Source organism: Gracilimonas sp. (assembly GCF_014762685.1).
In the GTDB taxonomy this organism is placed as follows: domain Bacteria; phylum Bacteroidota; class Rhodothermia; order Balneolales; family Balneolaceae; genus Gracilimonas.
The window spans coordinates 856,140-871,733 of the sequence record NZ_JABURM010000005.1; the positions used below are offsets into that span (position 1 = coordinate 856,140).

General features: G+C 39.8%; 19 protein-coding genes and 1 tRNA gene. 15 read left to right on the top strand and 5 right to left on the bottom strand.

The window, feature by feature from the left end; genetic code table 11:
- The first annotated feature begins 2 nt into the window (after nt 1-2).
- From HUJ22_RS03840 to HUJ22_RS03850, 3 genes are all read left to right on the top strand, one after another.
- Nucleotides 3-728 carry a lysophospholipid acyltransferase family protein gene (locus HUJ22_RS03840; protein WP_290874123.1) on the top strand — a complete coding sequence of 242 codons (726 nt, stop codon included), beginning with the start codon at nt 3-5 and terminating at the stop codon, nt 726-728.
- Nucleotides 725-1,402 carry an energy transducer TonB gene (locus tag HUJ22_RS03845; RefSeq protein ID WP_290874126.1) on the top strand — a complete coding sequence of 226 codons (678 nt, stop codon included), beginning with the start codon at nt 725-727 and terminating at the stop codon, nt 1,400-1,402. Before HUJ22_RS03840 ends, HUJ22_RS03845 begins: the two co-directional genes overlap by 4 nt.
- Nucleotides 1,403-1,470: 68 nt before the next feature.
- Nucleotides 1,471-1,562: transfer RNA gene (locus HUJ22_RS03850), tRNA-Ser, on the top strand.
- A 172-nt stretch (nt 1,563-1,734) separates the two neighbouring features.
- Here the strand turns inward: HUJ22_RS03850 and HUJ22_RS03855 are convergent.
- Nucleotides 1,735-2,184, bottom strand: a complete 450-nt coding sequence (locus tag HUJ22_RS03855) for a DoxX family protein (protein ID WP_290874129.1) — start codon at nt 2,182-2,184, stop codon at nt 1,735-1,737.
- A gap of 269 nt (nt 2,185-2,453) precedes the next feature.
- Here HUJ22_RS03855 and HUJ22_RS03860 point away from each other — a divergent pair, with 269 nt between their 5' ends.
- From HUJ22_RS03860 to HUJ22_RS03910, 11 genes are all read left to right on the top strand, one after another.
- Complete coding sequence (locus HUJ22_RS03860) at nt 2,454-3,092, top strand: 4'-phosphopantetheinyl transferase superfamily protein (protein ID WP_290874132.1); 639 nt, start codon at nt 2,454-2,456, stop codon at nt 3,090-3,092.
- 104 nt (nt 3,093-3,196) lie between these two features.
- Nucleotides 3,197-3,949: an AmmeMemoRadiSam system protein B gene (amrB, locus tag HUJ22_RS03865; RefSeq protein ID WP_290874135.1), complete on the top strand. Its 753-nt coding sequence runs from the start codon at nt 3,197-3,199 to the stop codon at nt 3,947-3,949.
- Nucleotide 3,950: 1 nt separating this feature from the next.
- Entirely contained in the window at nt 3,951-4,808 is an 858-nt protein-coding gene (locus HUJ22_RS03870; protein WP_290874138.1) for a Rossmann-like and DUF2520 domain-containing protein, read from the top strand.
- Nucleotides 4,805-5,155, top strand: coding sequence for an MGMT family protein (locus HUJ22_RS03875; protein ID WP_290874141.1), 351 nt, complete (start codon nt 4,805-4,807; stop codon nt 5,153-5,155). Before HUJ22_RS03870 ends, HUJ22_RS03875 begins: the two co-directional genes overlap by 4 nt.
- Before the next feature lies 1 nt (nt 5,156).
- The gene (locus tag HUJ22_RS03880) at nt 5,157-5,642 is read left to right on the top strand and encodes a TlpA disulfide reductase family protein (protein WP_290874144.1); all 486 of its coding nucleotides are present in this window, start codon (nt 5,157-5,159) and stop codon (nt 5,640-5,642) included.
- Nucleotide 5,643: 1 nt separating this feature from the next.
- The gene (locus tag HUJ22_RS03885; protein ID WP_290874147.1) at nt 5,644-6,255 is read left to right on the top strand and encodes a redoxin family protein; all 612 of its coding nucleotides are present in this window, start codon (nt 5,644-5,646) and stop codon (nt 6,253-6,255) included.
- A gap of 101 nt (nt 6,256-6,356) precedes the next feature.
- The gene (locus HUJ22_RS03890; RefSeq protein WP_366871006.1) at nt 6,357-6,746 is read left to right on the top strand and encodes a 6-carboxytetrahydropterin synthase; all 390 of its coding nucleotides are present in this window, start codon (nt 6,357-6,359) and stop codon (nt 6,744-6,746) included.
- Nucleotides 6,739-7,389, top strand: coding sequence for a 7-carboxy-7-deazaguanine synthase QueE (locus tag HUJ22_RS03895; RefSeq protein WP_290874153.1), 651 nt, complete (start codon nt 6,739-6,741; stop codon nt 7,387-7,389). Before HUJ22_RS03890 ends, HUJ22_RS03895 begins: the two co-directional genes overlap by 8 nt.
- Nucleotides 7,389-8,102 (top strand): SDR family NAD(P)-dependent oxidoreductase, encoded by a 714-nt coding sequence (locus HUJ22_RS03900; protein WP_290874156.1) that lies wholly within the window; start codon nt 7,389-7,391, stop codon nt 8,100-8,102. The genes HUJ22_RS03895 and HUJ22_RS03900 overlap by 1 nt, the downstream gene beginning before the upstream one ends.
- 447 nt (nt 8,103-8,549) lie before the next feature.
- Nucleotides 8,550-9,002 (top strand): hypothetical protein, encoded by a 453-nt coding sequence (locus HUJ22_RS03905; RefSeq protein WP_290874159.1) that lies wholly within the window; start codon nt 8,550-8,552, stop codon nt 9,000-9,002.
- An 85-nt stretch (nt 9,003-9,087) separates the two neighbouring features.
- Nucleotides 9,088-9,462: a hypothetical protein gene (locus HUJ22_RS03910; RefSeq protein ID WP_290874162.1), complete on the top strand. Its 375-nt coding sequence runs from the start codon at nt 9,088-9,090 to the stop codon at nt 9,460-9,462.
- A 97-nt stretch (nt 9,463-9,559) separates the two neighbouring features.
- Here the strand turns inward: HUJ22_RS03910 and HUJ22_RS03915 are convergent, their stop codons facing one another.
- From HUJ22_RS03915 to HUJ22_RS03930, 4 genes are all read right to left on the bottom strand, one after another.
- Nucleotides 9,560-12,163, bottom strand: a complete 2,604-nt coding sequence (locus tag HUJ22_RS03915; RefSeq protein ID WP_290874165.1) for a c-type cytochrome — start codon at nt 12,161-12,163, stop codon at nt 9,560-9,562.
- Nucleotides 12,164-12,244: 81 nt separating this feature from the next.
- The gene (locus HUJ22_RS03920; protein WP_290874168.1) at nt 12,245-12,931 is read right to left on the bottom strand and encodes a DUF1080 domain-containing protein; all 687 of its coding nucleotides are present in this window, start codon (nt 12,929-12,931) and stop codon (nt 12,245-12,247) included.
- A gap of 70 nt (nt 12,932-13,001) precedes the next feature.
- A complete protein-coding gene (locus tag HUJ22_RS03925; protein WP_290874170.1) occupies nt 13,002-14,198 on the bottom strand; it encodes a hypothetical protein in 1,197 nt (398 codons plus the stop codon).
- A complete protein-coding gene (locus HUJ22_RS03930; protein ID WP_290874173.1) occupies nt 14,176-14,574 on the bottom strand; it encodes a hypothetical protein in 399 nt (132 codons plus the stop codon). Before HUJ22_RS03930 ends, HUJ22_RS03925 begins: the two co-directional genes overlap by 23 nt.
- Before the next feature lie 159 nt (nt 14,575-14,733).
- On the opposite strand from HUJ22_RS03930, the gene nei reads away from it, so the two are divergent.
- Nucleotides 14,734-15,552, top strand: coding sequence for an endonuclease VIII (gene nei, locus HUJ22_RS03935; RefSeq protein ID WP_290874176.1), 819 nt, complete (start codon nt 14,734-14,736; stop codon nt 15,550-15,552).
- Nucleotides 15,553-15,594 lie beyond the last annotated feature (42 nt).

Here is a 15,594-nt window from a genome sequence, read left to right on the forward strand (position 1 = left end):
TAATGAGAACCCTGTTCAGTATTTTTGTATTTACGTATTTCAGCTTTCTTTTCTTGGTCTTTTTTGTAATTATATCGTTGGTCTTTGTTACTACATTTCCTTTTGATAAGTATCGTAAAGCACCGAATTTTACATTGTCCATAATGGCTCGTTTTATGATGAAAGCGAGTCCGTGGTGGAAGATTGAAATAGAAGGAGCAGAGAAATTTAATCCCGATGAACCAACTATTTTCTTATCCAACCACCAGAGTTTTCTGGATATGGCACTCATTTATCATCTCCCTTGGAAGATGAAATGGGTATCAAAAAAGAGCCTTACATATATACCGGTAATGGGATGGTTGGTTTGGTTAACCGGGCACCTCACCATTAACAGATCCAGTACAACAGCATTGAAGAAGCTGGAGAACTTAGTGGAGCCGTTAAATAATTTGGTTCCGGTTATGATATTTCCTGAAGGGACCCGGGCAATGGACGGGGAACTTAAAACGTTTAAGAACGGAGCCTTTCTCTTGTCCTTGGAGCACGGTTTTAAACTACAGCCAATGGTGATAGATGGAGGGCATTCGGCTATGCCTCCGGGTTCAAAAAAACTAAACCCAAAAGTTACTTTTAAATTAAAAGTATTAGAGGCAATCAATCCTGAAAAATTCAATGATTTGAAGGAATTGAAGGATTATGTACGGTCGCTTATGAAAGATGAATTGACAGAATTGAGACAAACTTGATTAATAAAATTCGTGATATATATTACGACGAACTTGAGCATCAACATCGCTTTATGTTGTCGTTGATATATGCTGAATTAATTGTTTTAATGATCCTTAAATTCTGGCCCGCACAGGTTGCTCCCCCTGAAAATTTTGAATATTCATATAATGATGAAGCTATTTATGTAGAACGTGCAATTATAACCCGGCAGTCGTCAGCACCCGCAGCTCCTCCAAAGCCCCGAGTTCCGGTACCCGTTCCCAATGATGAAGTAATAGAAGAGGAAATCGATTTCCCTGAATTTGAAGATGTTTTTTCAAAGCTTGATGCGGATGGAGACCAGGGGTTATCAAGTGTTGGAGGAGAAGGTGAGTTAGTCGGGAGTCCGGAACGCCCTCCGGGATTGATTCGAATTGTTGAACCTACAACTCCGGATGCGGCAAAGAGAGCAAATATCAAAGCGCAGATTATTGTCACATTTTTGGTAGGTACTGACGGGGAAGTTGAGGACGCTTTTATATCGGAAATTCGACTATATGATGGGGACTCTTACAAGGTGGTAGATCGCATAGGATATGGTTTAATGGAAGCTACCCTTGAAGCTGCCTTAAAATGGAGATTTCGTCCTGCCAGAGATCAGGGAGCGCCTGTTAAAACCTATGTAGAAAATAGTTTTAATATTGGCTTTTAATTCGTTGATATAGGATATAAATACTTCTATCTTAGGCGCCCTTCGACGGGCTTTCATCTATAACAAACGGAGAGGTGCCAGAGCGGTCGAACGGGCTCGCCTGGAAAGCGAGTGTGCCCCTTCCGGGGTACCGAGGGTTCGAATCCCTCCCTCTCCGCCATTTCTTTTTTTGAAGTTTATTCAGGTGCAATGATTCCTTCTCAGGTAAATAAGGGATATCTGTTAAGACAGATATTATTTGAATGAATGGAATAAATTATCTGCACTCGCACCAATCGCATGGTAATTGATTTGTTTATCAATCAAAATCTTTAAGCAATCCCCCCTTGGATTTACTTATTTCTGTTTTGCTTTCTTCGAATGATGTAACCGTCCAATGACCATTTCCCTCCTCCGTAGATAAAGAAAACGATCAGAAGAATAAGTACCAGAATAGAATACTCCAATTGAGCAGCCTTACCTAAAAATATATCTCTGGCATGTACGAAAAACACGGCTCCGGCTAAAATGGGTATTTGAACAGCTGTTGCCAGTCTGGTAATTAATCCAAAGGCAAGCATCAAGCCGCCTGCAAGATGAGCCCCTACAACATAATGAGCTACCACAAAGGATGATATAGGTATATTACCCTCGATCATTGCGTAAACTTCAGAGATATTTTCTACAAAGTAGAATCCTTTATAAAAAAGTAGGATACCTAAACATATGCGAAGTATTTCGATTGCTTCATGGCGATGCTCTCTCATCCACTTCAAAGCAGGATGGTTAATTGTCTTATTCATGCAACCTCCCTTATATAGTGTTTAAATTTTAATCCTCCTGCCTTCTTCAACAATCACCCGGCCTAAATCAGTCCGCTATTTTTAAAGCAAAAGCCTAAGCCGCATGTATTTACATGGCCTTAGAAAATTTTAATTAATAGAAATCCATGATCTTAACTCAGGATTAATGAGAAATAGATAGCAAAAGAGGATGAGTATGTTTGGGTATTTTTCGCTTTTCTTATTTATCAATTCACTCATTTCTTTTGAAAATCATTATACTTGCCTTGATGAAAATAGTGAATACCTCTCATATTAAAAACTGGCCGAATAAAGTGATTTTAGGTGTGGCCGATATTTCTTCGGAACTGCCTACCGGGATCTTATCACCCTCGGAAAGCAAAGAGTATGATTCTTTTAAAAATCTCAACAGAAAGGCAGAATATCTGTCAGCAAGAACACTTTTGAAGTTTTTGCTTTCATCCTCAGAGGTTGATGAAAAAAATGTAATATTGAGTAGAGAAGAGGGAGGGAAGCCTTTTGCTAAGCTGGGCGATGAACATCTACATGTAAGCTTTTCACATTCTCCTCATAAAGTATATTGTGCACTTTCAAAGAAGTTTGATATTGGAGTGGATGTAGAACCCTTAAAAAGAAAAATACCACTCAAATTGGTCAACCGGATCTTATCAGACTCAGAGAAAAAAAAGCCAAATTCACTTAACCCGATTCAGGTCTGGACGATAAAAGAAGCAGTTGTAAAGCTTTTAGGAACAGGGCTTCGTACAAACCTGAACGAACTTTCGATCGAGCAAAATGAGAAATCTCAGATTTATGTAAGATTTAACAATGAAAAATTGATTGAAATTTGTAGTTTTAGTCAATCAGATCATCAGATAGCATTAGCTTATCAAAGCCTACATATTTGATAGAAAATCAGAAAAGCTCAAAGGCACCATTTCAAATTGGTTAAGGAAAGGTGTCTTTGAGCTTTTTTAGTAGCATAAAGAATTTTATATATCATCAGAGCATTATGGAAGTCAAACACCTCACACAGCAAGAGATTAAGAATCATATAAAGGAAGCAAAACAGTTAAATACAAACTCTGAGCATGTTCGAATGCTGTTTGTTCCAAACAAGATTGACGAACATAATTTTGGAGAATTATGTACGACTTACAAAACCGTAATCGATCAAGAATTTGATACCGTTGTAGTCATTGAATCTTATACTGGTCGCCTCCAGAAAAAATTGGCCATGCCTTCCAATAAAGTATTTGAAACCCGTTTCGGGGAAGTGCCGGTAAATGATTATTTACGCAATGAATTTTGCGATGAAGAAGATGATTTCTTTATAGCAGATGAAGGGTATAGCAAAGAAATGAGTTTATATACGCAGTTACCCATCTTACAATCCTGTTTCACAGATTTTGAAGTGGTAAGTTTACAAATAGGTGATTATGACCCCGCTATTGTCAGGGAACTTGCATTTACCCTGGATGAATTACTTTTAAACAGGAATGCTCTTATAGTCTATTGTTGTGACGTGCCGGCAAGCAATCCGGAAGAGTTAGAGAAATTACGTTCTCTGGTCGTTGAGAATAAAGAATCGGGCTTGTTACATTATCTGAACAGTAATGAGAAAACTGTGAAGGGTGCACGAGCTTTTATGAGCGGGATTTTGGTAGCCCGCTCTTGGGGATATGATGTTGAATTTCTGGATCACATAGAATCCGCAAATAATATTTGTGGATATGCCAAACGGACTCAACCTCAAATGGTTTAATATGAAAAATACCCGCATTTCCATAGTTGGTTTGGGGCAAGTGGGTATGTCATTTCTTAATGTTTTGTCGGTAAAAAAATATGAAATAGTTTCCGTTTTTAACCGTTCAAAAATTGATAGTTCTATTGCATCAAAATTTCCAGGTACAACTTTCAAGGCCGGTCTTCCTTCGAAAAAAGGTGCTATAGGTAACCTGATCCTGTTAACTGTTTCTGATGATGCCATTGAGAAAGTATCCCGGGATATTGCATCACACTTTGATAATCTCGTTGGTTTTATGTTCGCCCATTGCTCCGGGGTGCATTCCTCTGAGGTTTTGTCGGCTCTAAAACAAAAAGGAGCAAAAATAGCTTCTTTTCATCCAATGAAATCAATTACGGAATCTGCGAACTCATTTCAGGACACTTGGTTTGATATCGAGGGGGATGAGGAAGTGCTTATTGAGCTTGAACAACTCACCAAGAAATTACAAGCAAAAACATTCAGGGTTGAGCCGGAAGCCAAACCATTTTTACATGCGGCCGCAGTCGTGGCTTCAAATTACCTGGTCGTTTTGGCTGATTTGGTTTCAAAAATTTCATCTGAAGGGAATGTTCCTGAAGATATAGCCCTTAAAGCGATGACTCCGCTTATGCATAACACCCTGCAAAATATTGAAACGAAAGGAGTTGCGGAATCACTTACGGGGCCCATTGAAAGAGGTGACATTGAAACGATACAGAAACATCTCAATAATTTACAAAATACCCCCGAATTGCTTTCATTATATAAGGTACTGGGTAATGAAGCCGTTAAAATAGCCGTACAGAAGAAAGGGGCGTCTCCATCGCTGAAGAAAATCAAAGACCTATTTTCGTGAATTCTGAATCAAAAAAGGATTTTTATACTCGTGTATATGAGGTTGTTTCCCATATTCCCGAAGGGAAGGTGACCTCTTATGGAGCTATATCCCGGTACCTGGGAGTAGAATCAGGGGCTCGAATGGTGGGCTATGCAATGAACAATTATCGTAGCTATAATTTAGGATATGAATTGCCCGCCCACCGCGTTTTAAATCGGTTGGGACAACTTACCGGCCGAGCCCATTTTGAAGGAGACACCATGAGAGAACGCTTACTGCAAGAAGGAGTTCAGTTTAAAGAAGAATATACCGTTGATATGAAAAGACATTTTTGGGATCCATTTGAAATAAACAAGAAGGGGTGATATGAAGTCTGCTTGCATACTCTTGGTGATCTTTTTTTCGTCCTTCACATTAAAGGGGGATGAAATTTTGGTGGATGCCACTGCAGATCAAATTGTAGCTAAAATTGCTGAATTTAAAGAAGAAAAACCGGTACTGGTAAATTTTTGGGCCACATGGTGTGCACCTTGTATTAAAGAATTTCCATACATCCTTAAGTTAAAAGAGAAATATGACGGTAAATTCAAGCTTATTCTGGTTTCCGGTGATTTTGAAGAATCAAGAGATGAAGCAGAAGCCTTCTTAAAGAAACAAGGAATTGAATTTGAAACTTATTTCAAGGTTGGAAAGGATAATGAGTTTATAAATACAATTTCTAATGAATGGACGGGTGCACTTCCGTTCACCATTGTGTATAATAAGGAAGGGGAAGTTTCATCTTACTGGGAAGGAAAAGCTGAGTTTGAGACTTTTGAAAAGGAATTACTGAAAGTTTTAGGGAAGGAATAAAATGGATTTACTGAAAAATCGATTACTGATGTTAGCTGTGGGATTATCATTAGCGGCTTTCACACAAACAAGCAGCCCTTTAAAAATAGGTGATAAAGCACCGGAGACAAATACAGAAGTCGTAGATACCTCCGGCCGCAACTTAACACTGGCTCAAGTAGCCGGAAATAATGGGCTGTTGGTTATTTTTTCCTGCAATACTTGTCCCTGGGTGGCAAAATGGGAGGATCGATATAATGTGCTTTATCGTCTCGCCTCTTCAAATGAAATCGGAATGATCGCGCTTAATCCAAACGAGCGTATTCGTAATCGGGGGGAGTCAATGGAAGACATGCGGAAGCGCGCTCAGAAACAGGGATATGCTTTCCCATATGCTTTGGATGAAAACCATATAATAGCGGATGCTTTTGGAGCAACTCGTACCCCTGAAGTCTTTTTATTTGATGAAAACCTAACGTTGGTTTACCATGGTGCTATTGATGACAATGCTGACAATGCCAATGCAGTGGAAATGAATTATGCTCAAGATGCAATAAATGCTCTTTTAAATGGAACTGATATCGTTGAGGAAGAAACAAAGTCATTAGGTTGTACTATAAAGCGATCCGAGTAATTTTGTTGAAAAACTCGTAGTTTTAAGCCACGCCACAAACGTGGCTTTTTTTATTGAATGAAGTCTCTATATATAAAGACTTCAAAATTGATTTATCACCAATGCCAACCTGGACGTTACATACAGAATTTAAATTTGATGCCGCACATTATATAGATGGCTATGATGGCAAGTGCGGTCGCATGCACGGCCATTCCTATAAAGTTAAAATGACGGCTAAATCCAGCAAACTGAATCCATCTCAATATTTGGATACCCCGGATATGGTATGTGACTTCAGAGAGCTGAAATGGGCTGCAAAAGATTCAGAAAAAGGAGGCTTTGATCACGGTTTTTTGAATGAATTAATGCCTGAAAATACTACAGCCGAACGAATAGCTGAATTTATCCATAAAAAAACCCAAAGCCGGATTCCTGAAGGAATTGAACTAACCGTAACCGTATGGGAAACCGAAACGAGCTGGGTAGAATACACCGATCAAGATGTTTAAAGTAGATAATCATACTGAGCTCATTGCTGATGAAAAAGAAATCATGGATATAGAATATCCAGTGATGGAGCATTTCTATACTATACAAGGTGAAGGAGCTCATACAGGACGTGCATCTTATTTTATCCGTACAGCGGGTTGTGATGTAAACTGCTGGTGGTGTGATGTAAAGGAAAGCTGGGAAGAAGAAGGGCATCCAAAATTAACGGTTCGGGAACTGGTGAAAGCGGCTAAAGACAGTAATGCTCCATTTGCGGTAATTACCGGAGGCGAGCCGTTGCTTCATGATTTACTTCCACTTACACTTGGATTAAAATCAGCCGGATTGAAAGTACATATTGAAACAAGCGGTTCATCTCCGTTGTCTGGAAACCTGGACTGGATTACACTTTCCCCAAAACGGTTCAAAAAGCCTACTGAAGAAGTTTTTACCTACGTGGATGAGTTAAAAGTTGTAGTTCTCACAAATAAAGATTTGAAGTGGGCGGAAGAGAACGCTGCTAAGTGTCCGGAAGGAACTAAGCTGCTGCTTCAACCTGAATGGGAAACTCCTGAGTCCGTTAACTTGATTGTGGATTATGTAAAAGAACATCCGCAGTGGGGAATAAGCTTGCAAACGCATAAATTTCTGAAGGTACCCTAATGGGATTTGAAGAATCATCAGTCATTATCTCAGGAGGCAGTAAAGGAATCGGTTTATCGATAGCAAAGGTATTTGCCCGACAAACCAAACATCCTCTGGTATTAATAGCGAGAAATCAGGAGGAACTTCAACAGGCAAAAGAGGAGTGCATAAATGAAGGGGCGCACCAAGTAGAAATACTCTCTGCTGATATTACAAATGATGAAGTGCTCTCAAAAATAGATTTTTCTTTATATAACCCGGGTATCCTCATTAATAATGCGGGTTCATTTTTGTTCAAGGGACTAAAAGAAACTTCAAAAAAACAGTTTAACTCTCAATTTCAGATAAACACCCTTGGTGCATTTAACCTCACGAAGGCAGTCCTTTCGGAGCTTGAGCAACGGGAGAGGGCCCTGATCGTTAATATATCTTCCATGGGAGCATTGAAGGGCTTAGGCGGGAGCGGGGCGTATTCCATGTCGAAACATGCGCTACTGGGATATACACGCTCACTCCGTAAAGAGCTTATGAATACTAAGGTAGCTGTCACTGCGATTAATCTGGGTCAAACCTATTCAACTTCCTGGCACGAGGTAGATATAGATCCGAATAAACTTATTGACCCTGAGGATGTGGGTAAACTAATCATTTCCTTATCAGAATTAAGTGCCAGAAGCGTTGCCGAAGAAATCAGTCTAATGCCTCAGGGCGGAGAAGTCAAGCCTATTTAGCTCTTTGGTCTGATGGCTTCAAGTCCATCTGACCGATTGTTTAGAACAGGGCACCCAAGCCTTTTCCGCATCCTAATTAAACACCCTGCGCTTATATCATCGATCAGATGGGTAATCCATCAGATCGAGATCGTGGTTAAGGTGACCACCTCATTTATTAATAAAAGTAATCCAATCCATTAACCAAGGTAATTCGTACTTTATTGTGAATTATAAAGAGACACATTAAAATTTGAGTCTCAATATTATATTTTGTGAAATATTAAAATTTTTTAATTAAGTTAATTTTGTAACAACCCAATAAGAAATCACTCTTGTGATTGAATAAAATCATAACTAACAATAAATATTTTCTAATTTACTTTGATGTGGTTATTCACAACATTTGCATCAGAATGAATTAAGAGCAATTTTAAACTAACAAAACACAACAACTAGGAGATCATCATGGGTCAACAACAATTATTACTCGTTATTCTTGTAACAATCATCGTAGGTATTGCGACGGTTGTAGCTATCAACACATTTGGATCAGCAGCTGATTCAGCTAACATCGATGCTGTACGTCAGGACATCGCAACATTCGCAGCTTCAGCTCAGGGTTACTTTATGAAGCCTGAAATGCTTGGTGGCGGTGGCGGTGACTGGGCCGGTATTACTTTCAACACAGTTGCATTTCCTGCTGATGAAGTAGCCACAAATGGTCTTACTGCACTTAACGCAAACGGAGTATATACATTTGCTGCACCAGCAGATACTGATACTACCTTTACCGTTACTGCATATCCTGCTAGTCGTATTGACGGACCTGTTACTTTAACAGTGACTTCAGCCGGTGGTAATGGACCGCTTGTAGCAGATATTGGACCAGGTGGTATTACTTGGGTAGAGAATGATTAATTCGTTTTCTATAACGAATGTCTAATAAATGGCTCCTGTATATAGGGAGCCATTTTTTTATAATGATTTTATTTAAAGGGTAGTTATGGGTAACAGAGAACTTTTATTGGTCATATTAGTTGTGGTTTTAATTGCTATCAGTATTGGGGTAGCCGTACAGACCATCAGCAGTGGAGAAAATAGTCCTAACCGGGCTGCCATTCTTCAGGGAATTAATGTTGCAATAGGCCGATCAATTGCATATTACGAACGGCCTGAAGTATATGGAGGCGGAGCAAATTCGTTTGCAGAAATTACTTTTAAGGATCTCTTAATGGACAGTGTAACCGGGCATGGTACTTACGAAATTACCAATCGAAGCCATACCTCATATACTCTCATTGGAAGACCCAATAATGTGGATCAGGAACTAAGGGTTGTTATTTATCGAGATTCGGTAGACTGGCAAACAGCTTATTAGGAAAGTGATTTTATTTTAAATTCTCTTAGCTCTTCTTCGAACAAAGTTATTTCAACTTAAACGAATATTACCTTGTTCACCCTCATTGCATAACCAATTATTCTTTTTTAAATAAATCACTGTTTGGATTACCGCCTGATCTTAAATAGGCTATCAAATCACGCAGCTCTTCTTCGTTAAGTGTATTTATCAACCCTTCCGGCATTTGCGATATTTCAGAGGGCTCGATCGAGTCTACCTCATTTTGGTTTATTTCAGCAGCCGGCTGTTCAGGGTCTCTCGGGTAGACTTTTAATTTATCACCCTCTTCAACAACTAAACCGGTAAGCTGTTCTCCGTTCTTGAGCGTAACAATCGAAGTGTTGTACTGATCTGAGATAAGGGCATTCGGTTTAATAATATCTTCCAGCAATACTTCTACTGAAGATCTTAAACCTATGGTACTAAGATCAGGCCCGATATTTCCTCCGTACCCGTTAAACCGATGACATGATGCACAAGCGGTGGCAAAGAATGCATTTCTGCCGTTTTCAAAATCCCTGTTTGTTAAATGATCTGCTACTGCACCGAGCGCCTCGTTTACCGTCCAGTCTCGCCCGGGGCCTTCAGGCGGAGTGATTTCAAAAGGCGGTTCCTGGACTAAATTCACCCCGGTTATATCAGCTACTGCTTCATGTTCTTCATCTGAGGCATTACTCAATGCGTCGTCTCGCATCTTTCGTAAATATCCGGAATAACTTGATCCCCCCAGATGACCGGCGGCTTCATTTATAAAAGTGAAGTATTCACGTCTTTGTTCAATAGTCCAGCCTTCCCGCAAATTACGAAGCATAAAAGCATACTCTAATTTTTCTGTTGGAGGAGGATTCTCCAGCATCTTCTGAACGGTACCGTCTTCATTTTCTAATAAACCGACCCAATCCGGGTTAGAAGGTTCTTCTGTGTTCTGCATTAAAGCCAAAGTTTTATCAATTACCCTGGAATCTTTCAAATAAACAAGTAGACGTACCAGCTCGGTATTGACATCATTATTAACACCCGGAAGTAATTCCTGGAGTGAGTTGGTAATTGCAATTCTTTGCTCTTTGTCCGGATCGCCCAGCCTCATAAATACCAATGCCATGGTTCGCAGGTATCCAATCAGCTGTTCATCTTCCAAAGTACTAATATTCATTTCTAATAAAGACTGAATAGCTTTTTCACGGTATTCTTTTGCATCTGAACGGGCAAGTGCTGCTAAAACTGCTACTTTAGCCTGCGGACGATCTTCCGCTAATGCTTTATCAGCCCACAGACGTACCGGTTGAGCTTCTATGGCCACGCGTGCAGCATGACGAATAAAACGATCCTCAGAATCAAGATGGGGCCAAGCTGCCTGAATAGCCTTTGGGTCCTGTTTGCCATGAAAAGCTTCCAGGTTACGTCTCAGTTCGCGGGCTTCTTGTGCTTTCTGGTTAATTGGAAGAGGTGCCGGATCGGTTGACTTTTCACCACGATAGACTACACGATAAAGTTTTGAATCATTTGCTCTTCCTCCGGTTACAAAATATAGAGCACCATCTTTACCTACAACCGCATCAGTCATTGGAAGAGCGTTCCCGGATAAAAATTCTTCAATTTCGGCGGAATAAGAGGCGCCTTTTGGGGTAAGGTGGAATGCATAAATAGTTCCATAGATCCAATCGAGTGCAAAAAGTGCATGCTGATAACGGGCGGGGAAACGCGCATTGGTGCCAAAAACAAGTCCGGTCGGCGAGCCCCGACCTATATCTAATACGGCCGGTAAACTGTCTTCATAATAATCCTTCCATTTTCCGCTTCCGCTTCTCCATCCAAAATCACTGCCACTGACTACGTGAATTAGCCGTGTGGGGCGATACCACGGCATTCCCAGATCATATTCCATGTCAGAGTCGAATGTAAATAACTCTCCATGAGGGTTAATGGCAGCATCATAGGGATTTCTATATCCAATGCTGAACATGTCCCATTGAGTGGCGTCAGGGTTTATACGTGCTATGTATCCTCCCGGTGCATAAATACCCCGGGCATTCCCGCGAATATCCCATTGCCGGGGAAGGAGTAAGTCTTCCTCCCAGTTTGCTAATCGGCTTGAAGTAAGTTGAGGGGGAGGGGTATAATTGCCATTTATTATAAACAATCCCTGATTGTCGGCCGAAGGCAAAACTCCATGGTTACCGTGCTCAGCTAACTTTTCGGGTCCGCCTATAAACTCCATGACATCAAATTCTTTATTTCCGCGAGAATCACGCATGCGGAAAATGCCTTTTCCGGGCACATTTGCATATAAATAATCAAAAGCCCAGGAAAGTCCATTTGCTCCGGATAATGGCATGACTATTTCTTCAACTTCTACCTCTGGATCATTCGGATCATCACCTATTTTTATACGAAAAAAGCCTTTATCACTTTGATCTGATGCTATCAGGTTTCCTTCAGGATCCACGGTTAAGGCAATCCATGTACCTTGACTTCCTCGAGGGACTTCATAGAGAAGTTGCGCTTCAAAACCCGGCAATGTTTTAATGTCAGATGATGAGATCAATTCTTGTTGAGAAGAATGGGCATCCGGAATATTCTGTTTTTGTGATGTAGAAGAATCACAAGCTGTAAAAAACAGCACCGGAATTATTAATAACTTTATGAAAAATTTATTCGAAAAGATGAAATTTAAACTCATTGATACTCTTTTGAATTAGGTCTTTAAACCGGTCATTAATTATTTGTATGTAAGACAAAAATCAGCTAATAAAACTGAGAATTAAGGAGTAAGTCTTTTAAAAAGAACATTTCGAAATTCAACTCTCATGGGAGGGCCAAGATGGATTTGGAAACCTAATAATCCTTCTTGTTTGGAACTTTTCCCTTCATCAAATGTGATGCTCATAACACGACCATTAATCATATGAATAAATGTATTTCCCTTTATTATCAAGTGGTACTTATTCCAGCCTTCTTTATTTTCAATTGCAGATAGAAGTTCATTATCTCCTCCGACATTGCCAATTTCTTTTACATGATTCTCTTCACCTATATGGGTTACCTGACCTCGTTTGGCCAAAAAAGAACGTCCTCTCTCTTCATAAAGTTGGCCGGAATACTCGTTTTCCCCATCAATATCTGCCTGGTAGCCGCGCAATACATAGTTTTTTCCGTCAACCTTTTGACTTCGATAATTAATACCACTGTTTCCGCGTGCAGAAATCCGGTATTCTAACTGTAATTCAAAATCACGGACCAATTCCTTTTCCCAAATAAAGAAGGAATTCTCGATAAGAATTTTTTCCGGAGTCGTTTCCCCAATAAGGATGCCATCTTCAAAACGCCAGTGTTCGTCATCACCATTCCATTCATTTAAGGTACTCTCCGTTAAAATTTGCTCGAATTCATTTACCTTTTGAACAAGCGTTTTAGCCTCCTGTGGTTTGGCGCAGGATGAGATAAGCATTGCAATTATTATCAGAAACTTTGGAATACAATTCATTCTCACTCACGAATTTTTGTGATGAACTTCTTTATCACTTTAAAATAATGGTTTTAACGGCGGGTTGATTACCTCCTACGTCTGTATAGGCAATCATTAAGCCTTCATCCAAGACAGAGATATGGGGGAAGCCACTGCTTCGGCTTTTTGAAAGGTTTGGAATAGAGTATGATTCTAATTCAGTACCACCATGAGAGTAAGAGCTAATATTTAACTTTGCATCTGTTTCGTTAGGAGACAACCAGCTGACCCATATTTTCTCTTCTGTCATGTTCAGGTCTACCCGGCCTAAGGGAGCATTTTTATCAAGTGAAATTGGAGACTCGAAGGTTTGACCGTGGTCGGATGACAAGGCCATCTGCACATGTGGAATGCCCTCTGCACCGGTAAACCATGCAACAGCAACAGTATTCCCAAATGCATCCACTGCCGGTCCATTAACGGGACAAGCAGCAATATTCCAGTTATCTGAATAGACGGGTTTAGGTTCAGACCAGCTTCCATCTATATAAGAAGTTATATAAATATCCCTGATTTCCTCGTCAGTTCGATTTCTGTATGCTGCCACAAAGCCCTTATCTGTTTTAGTAATGGCAGTATTACAGCAATCACAAGCTGAATCATCAAGCATAAAGCCATCTATTATATCAGATTGCTGATTGATGAAAGCAGCACGCAATGTCATAGCTTTATTTAAATCAGAATACTCATCGTTTTCTCGATGCGCGGTATTTCGCCCGTCCAACCAAACAGCAAGATAAGTGGAATCTGATGCGGGGGTCATACTTACAAACCCATGTTCGGTAGGAGTGTCATCTTTATGAGGCGTAAATGCGGCTCCCCATTCACCATCATAAGAAGCCATATTTATATGATAGGCATAAGAGCCGCCTTCTACTTTATTCAACCAATGTGCAGCCATAGGCTTGCCGTTTTGTGCAATAACAGAAGGGTAATCAGCCCAATTTATAAACCAGGAAGAGTCAGAGGCGATTACGTCAGGCGCCGACCATGATTCTCCGTCGAAAGCTGAATATTTAAGCTTAGCAATATTTCCGGATTCTTCTAACCAACTCATAAATATTGTGCCGGTGTTGTCCGTAAATAAGCGAGGGAAGGAACTGTTTTCTGCTGCCGCGGATTCAATTTCTATCGGTGCTTTTTGTGCATCTGTGCTGCATCCGAGAACACTTAAAATTATTACTAAATTAAGATATAGGGTTAACTTCATGTTGTCTTTTAAATGATTGGTAGGCAAGAAATATACCGATAATGTGAAGAAATAAAACCGCAAAAAAGTACCAGGTTGGCTCTGACTGATAGGAGTTGGCAATTTCAATACTTCGCCATGCAACCACAATAGCTCCAAACATAATGGAGTAAAATAAAATGTATTTATTGATGATGGTCAGAATCAACATAGCAACCAACCACGTACTTGTAATTACAGATAATAAAATCACTGTTATCCAGATATCAGATGGGAGATGGGAAATTCCGTAAAACTGGAATTCCATACGATGATAAAATGTAATGATAAGCCGGGCAAAACCTTCGAAAAACAGGAGGCCGAAGAAGCCGGATATTAACGCAAGGATTGGTTTCATTGAACGAATTTATTTATAGGGATCGTAATAATTCTAATATCGAATAAAGTTTTCGCAACTCGGTGGAGAATACAATAGTTTATTTAAACTTAGAAGGGTAATCCATGAATAAGAATTACTATTTACAAATAACAAAGTATAACCAACGTACAAAATTAAATGCCAGAAGGACCGGAAATTTGGAGAGCAGCAGATGAAATTGAAAAAGCAATTGCCGATAGAGAAATCGAAGAGATCTTTTTTGCTTTTGAAGAATTGAAAGAATTTGAAGACCGGTTATTGGGAGTGAAGGTGAAAGCCGTAACACCAAGAGGAAAAGCTATTGTCACATCCTTTGAAAATAGGATGAATTTGTATACTCATAATCAATTGTACGGAAAATGGATTGTTCAGAATAGAGGTGAACTTCCTGATACAAACAGATCTTTACGAGTGGCCATACACACGGAGGAAAAGTCGGCTTTACTGTATTCAGCATCAGAAATAGAAATATTGAAGAATGGGGAAATTGAAACGCATCCTTACATTCGTAAATTAGGTCCGGATGTGGTTCATCCTAAAACAACCTTTGAGGAAGTATTGGCGTGTTTTAAAAGTGAGAAATTTAGAAATCGAAAATTATCCACGCTGTTATTGGATCAAGAATTTTTGAGCGGAGTAGGGAATTATCTGCGTAGTGAAATTTTATTTTGTTCCGGTGTAGATCCTGAGTTCCGTCCTAAAGATTGCAGCAAGGAACAAATTCAAAAACTTGCGAAATATTCCCTCGATTTATCTAAGAGGTCATATAAAACCGGCGGACTTACAACACCGGATGATTTAGTGAAAGCATTAAAGGAGGAGGGGGCGAAAAGAAAGGAGTACCGCCATTATGTATTCAGAAGAGAGGGGAAGCCTTGTTATAAGTGTGGCCGGGAAATTAAAATGCTTAAAACAAGCGGCCGTAAACTTTTTTATTGCGAAACAGAACAGAAATAGATTTCATAATTCCTTGATTTGAGTGTGTAAAATTGCACTCAA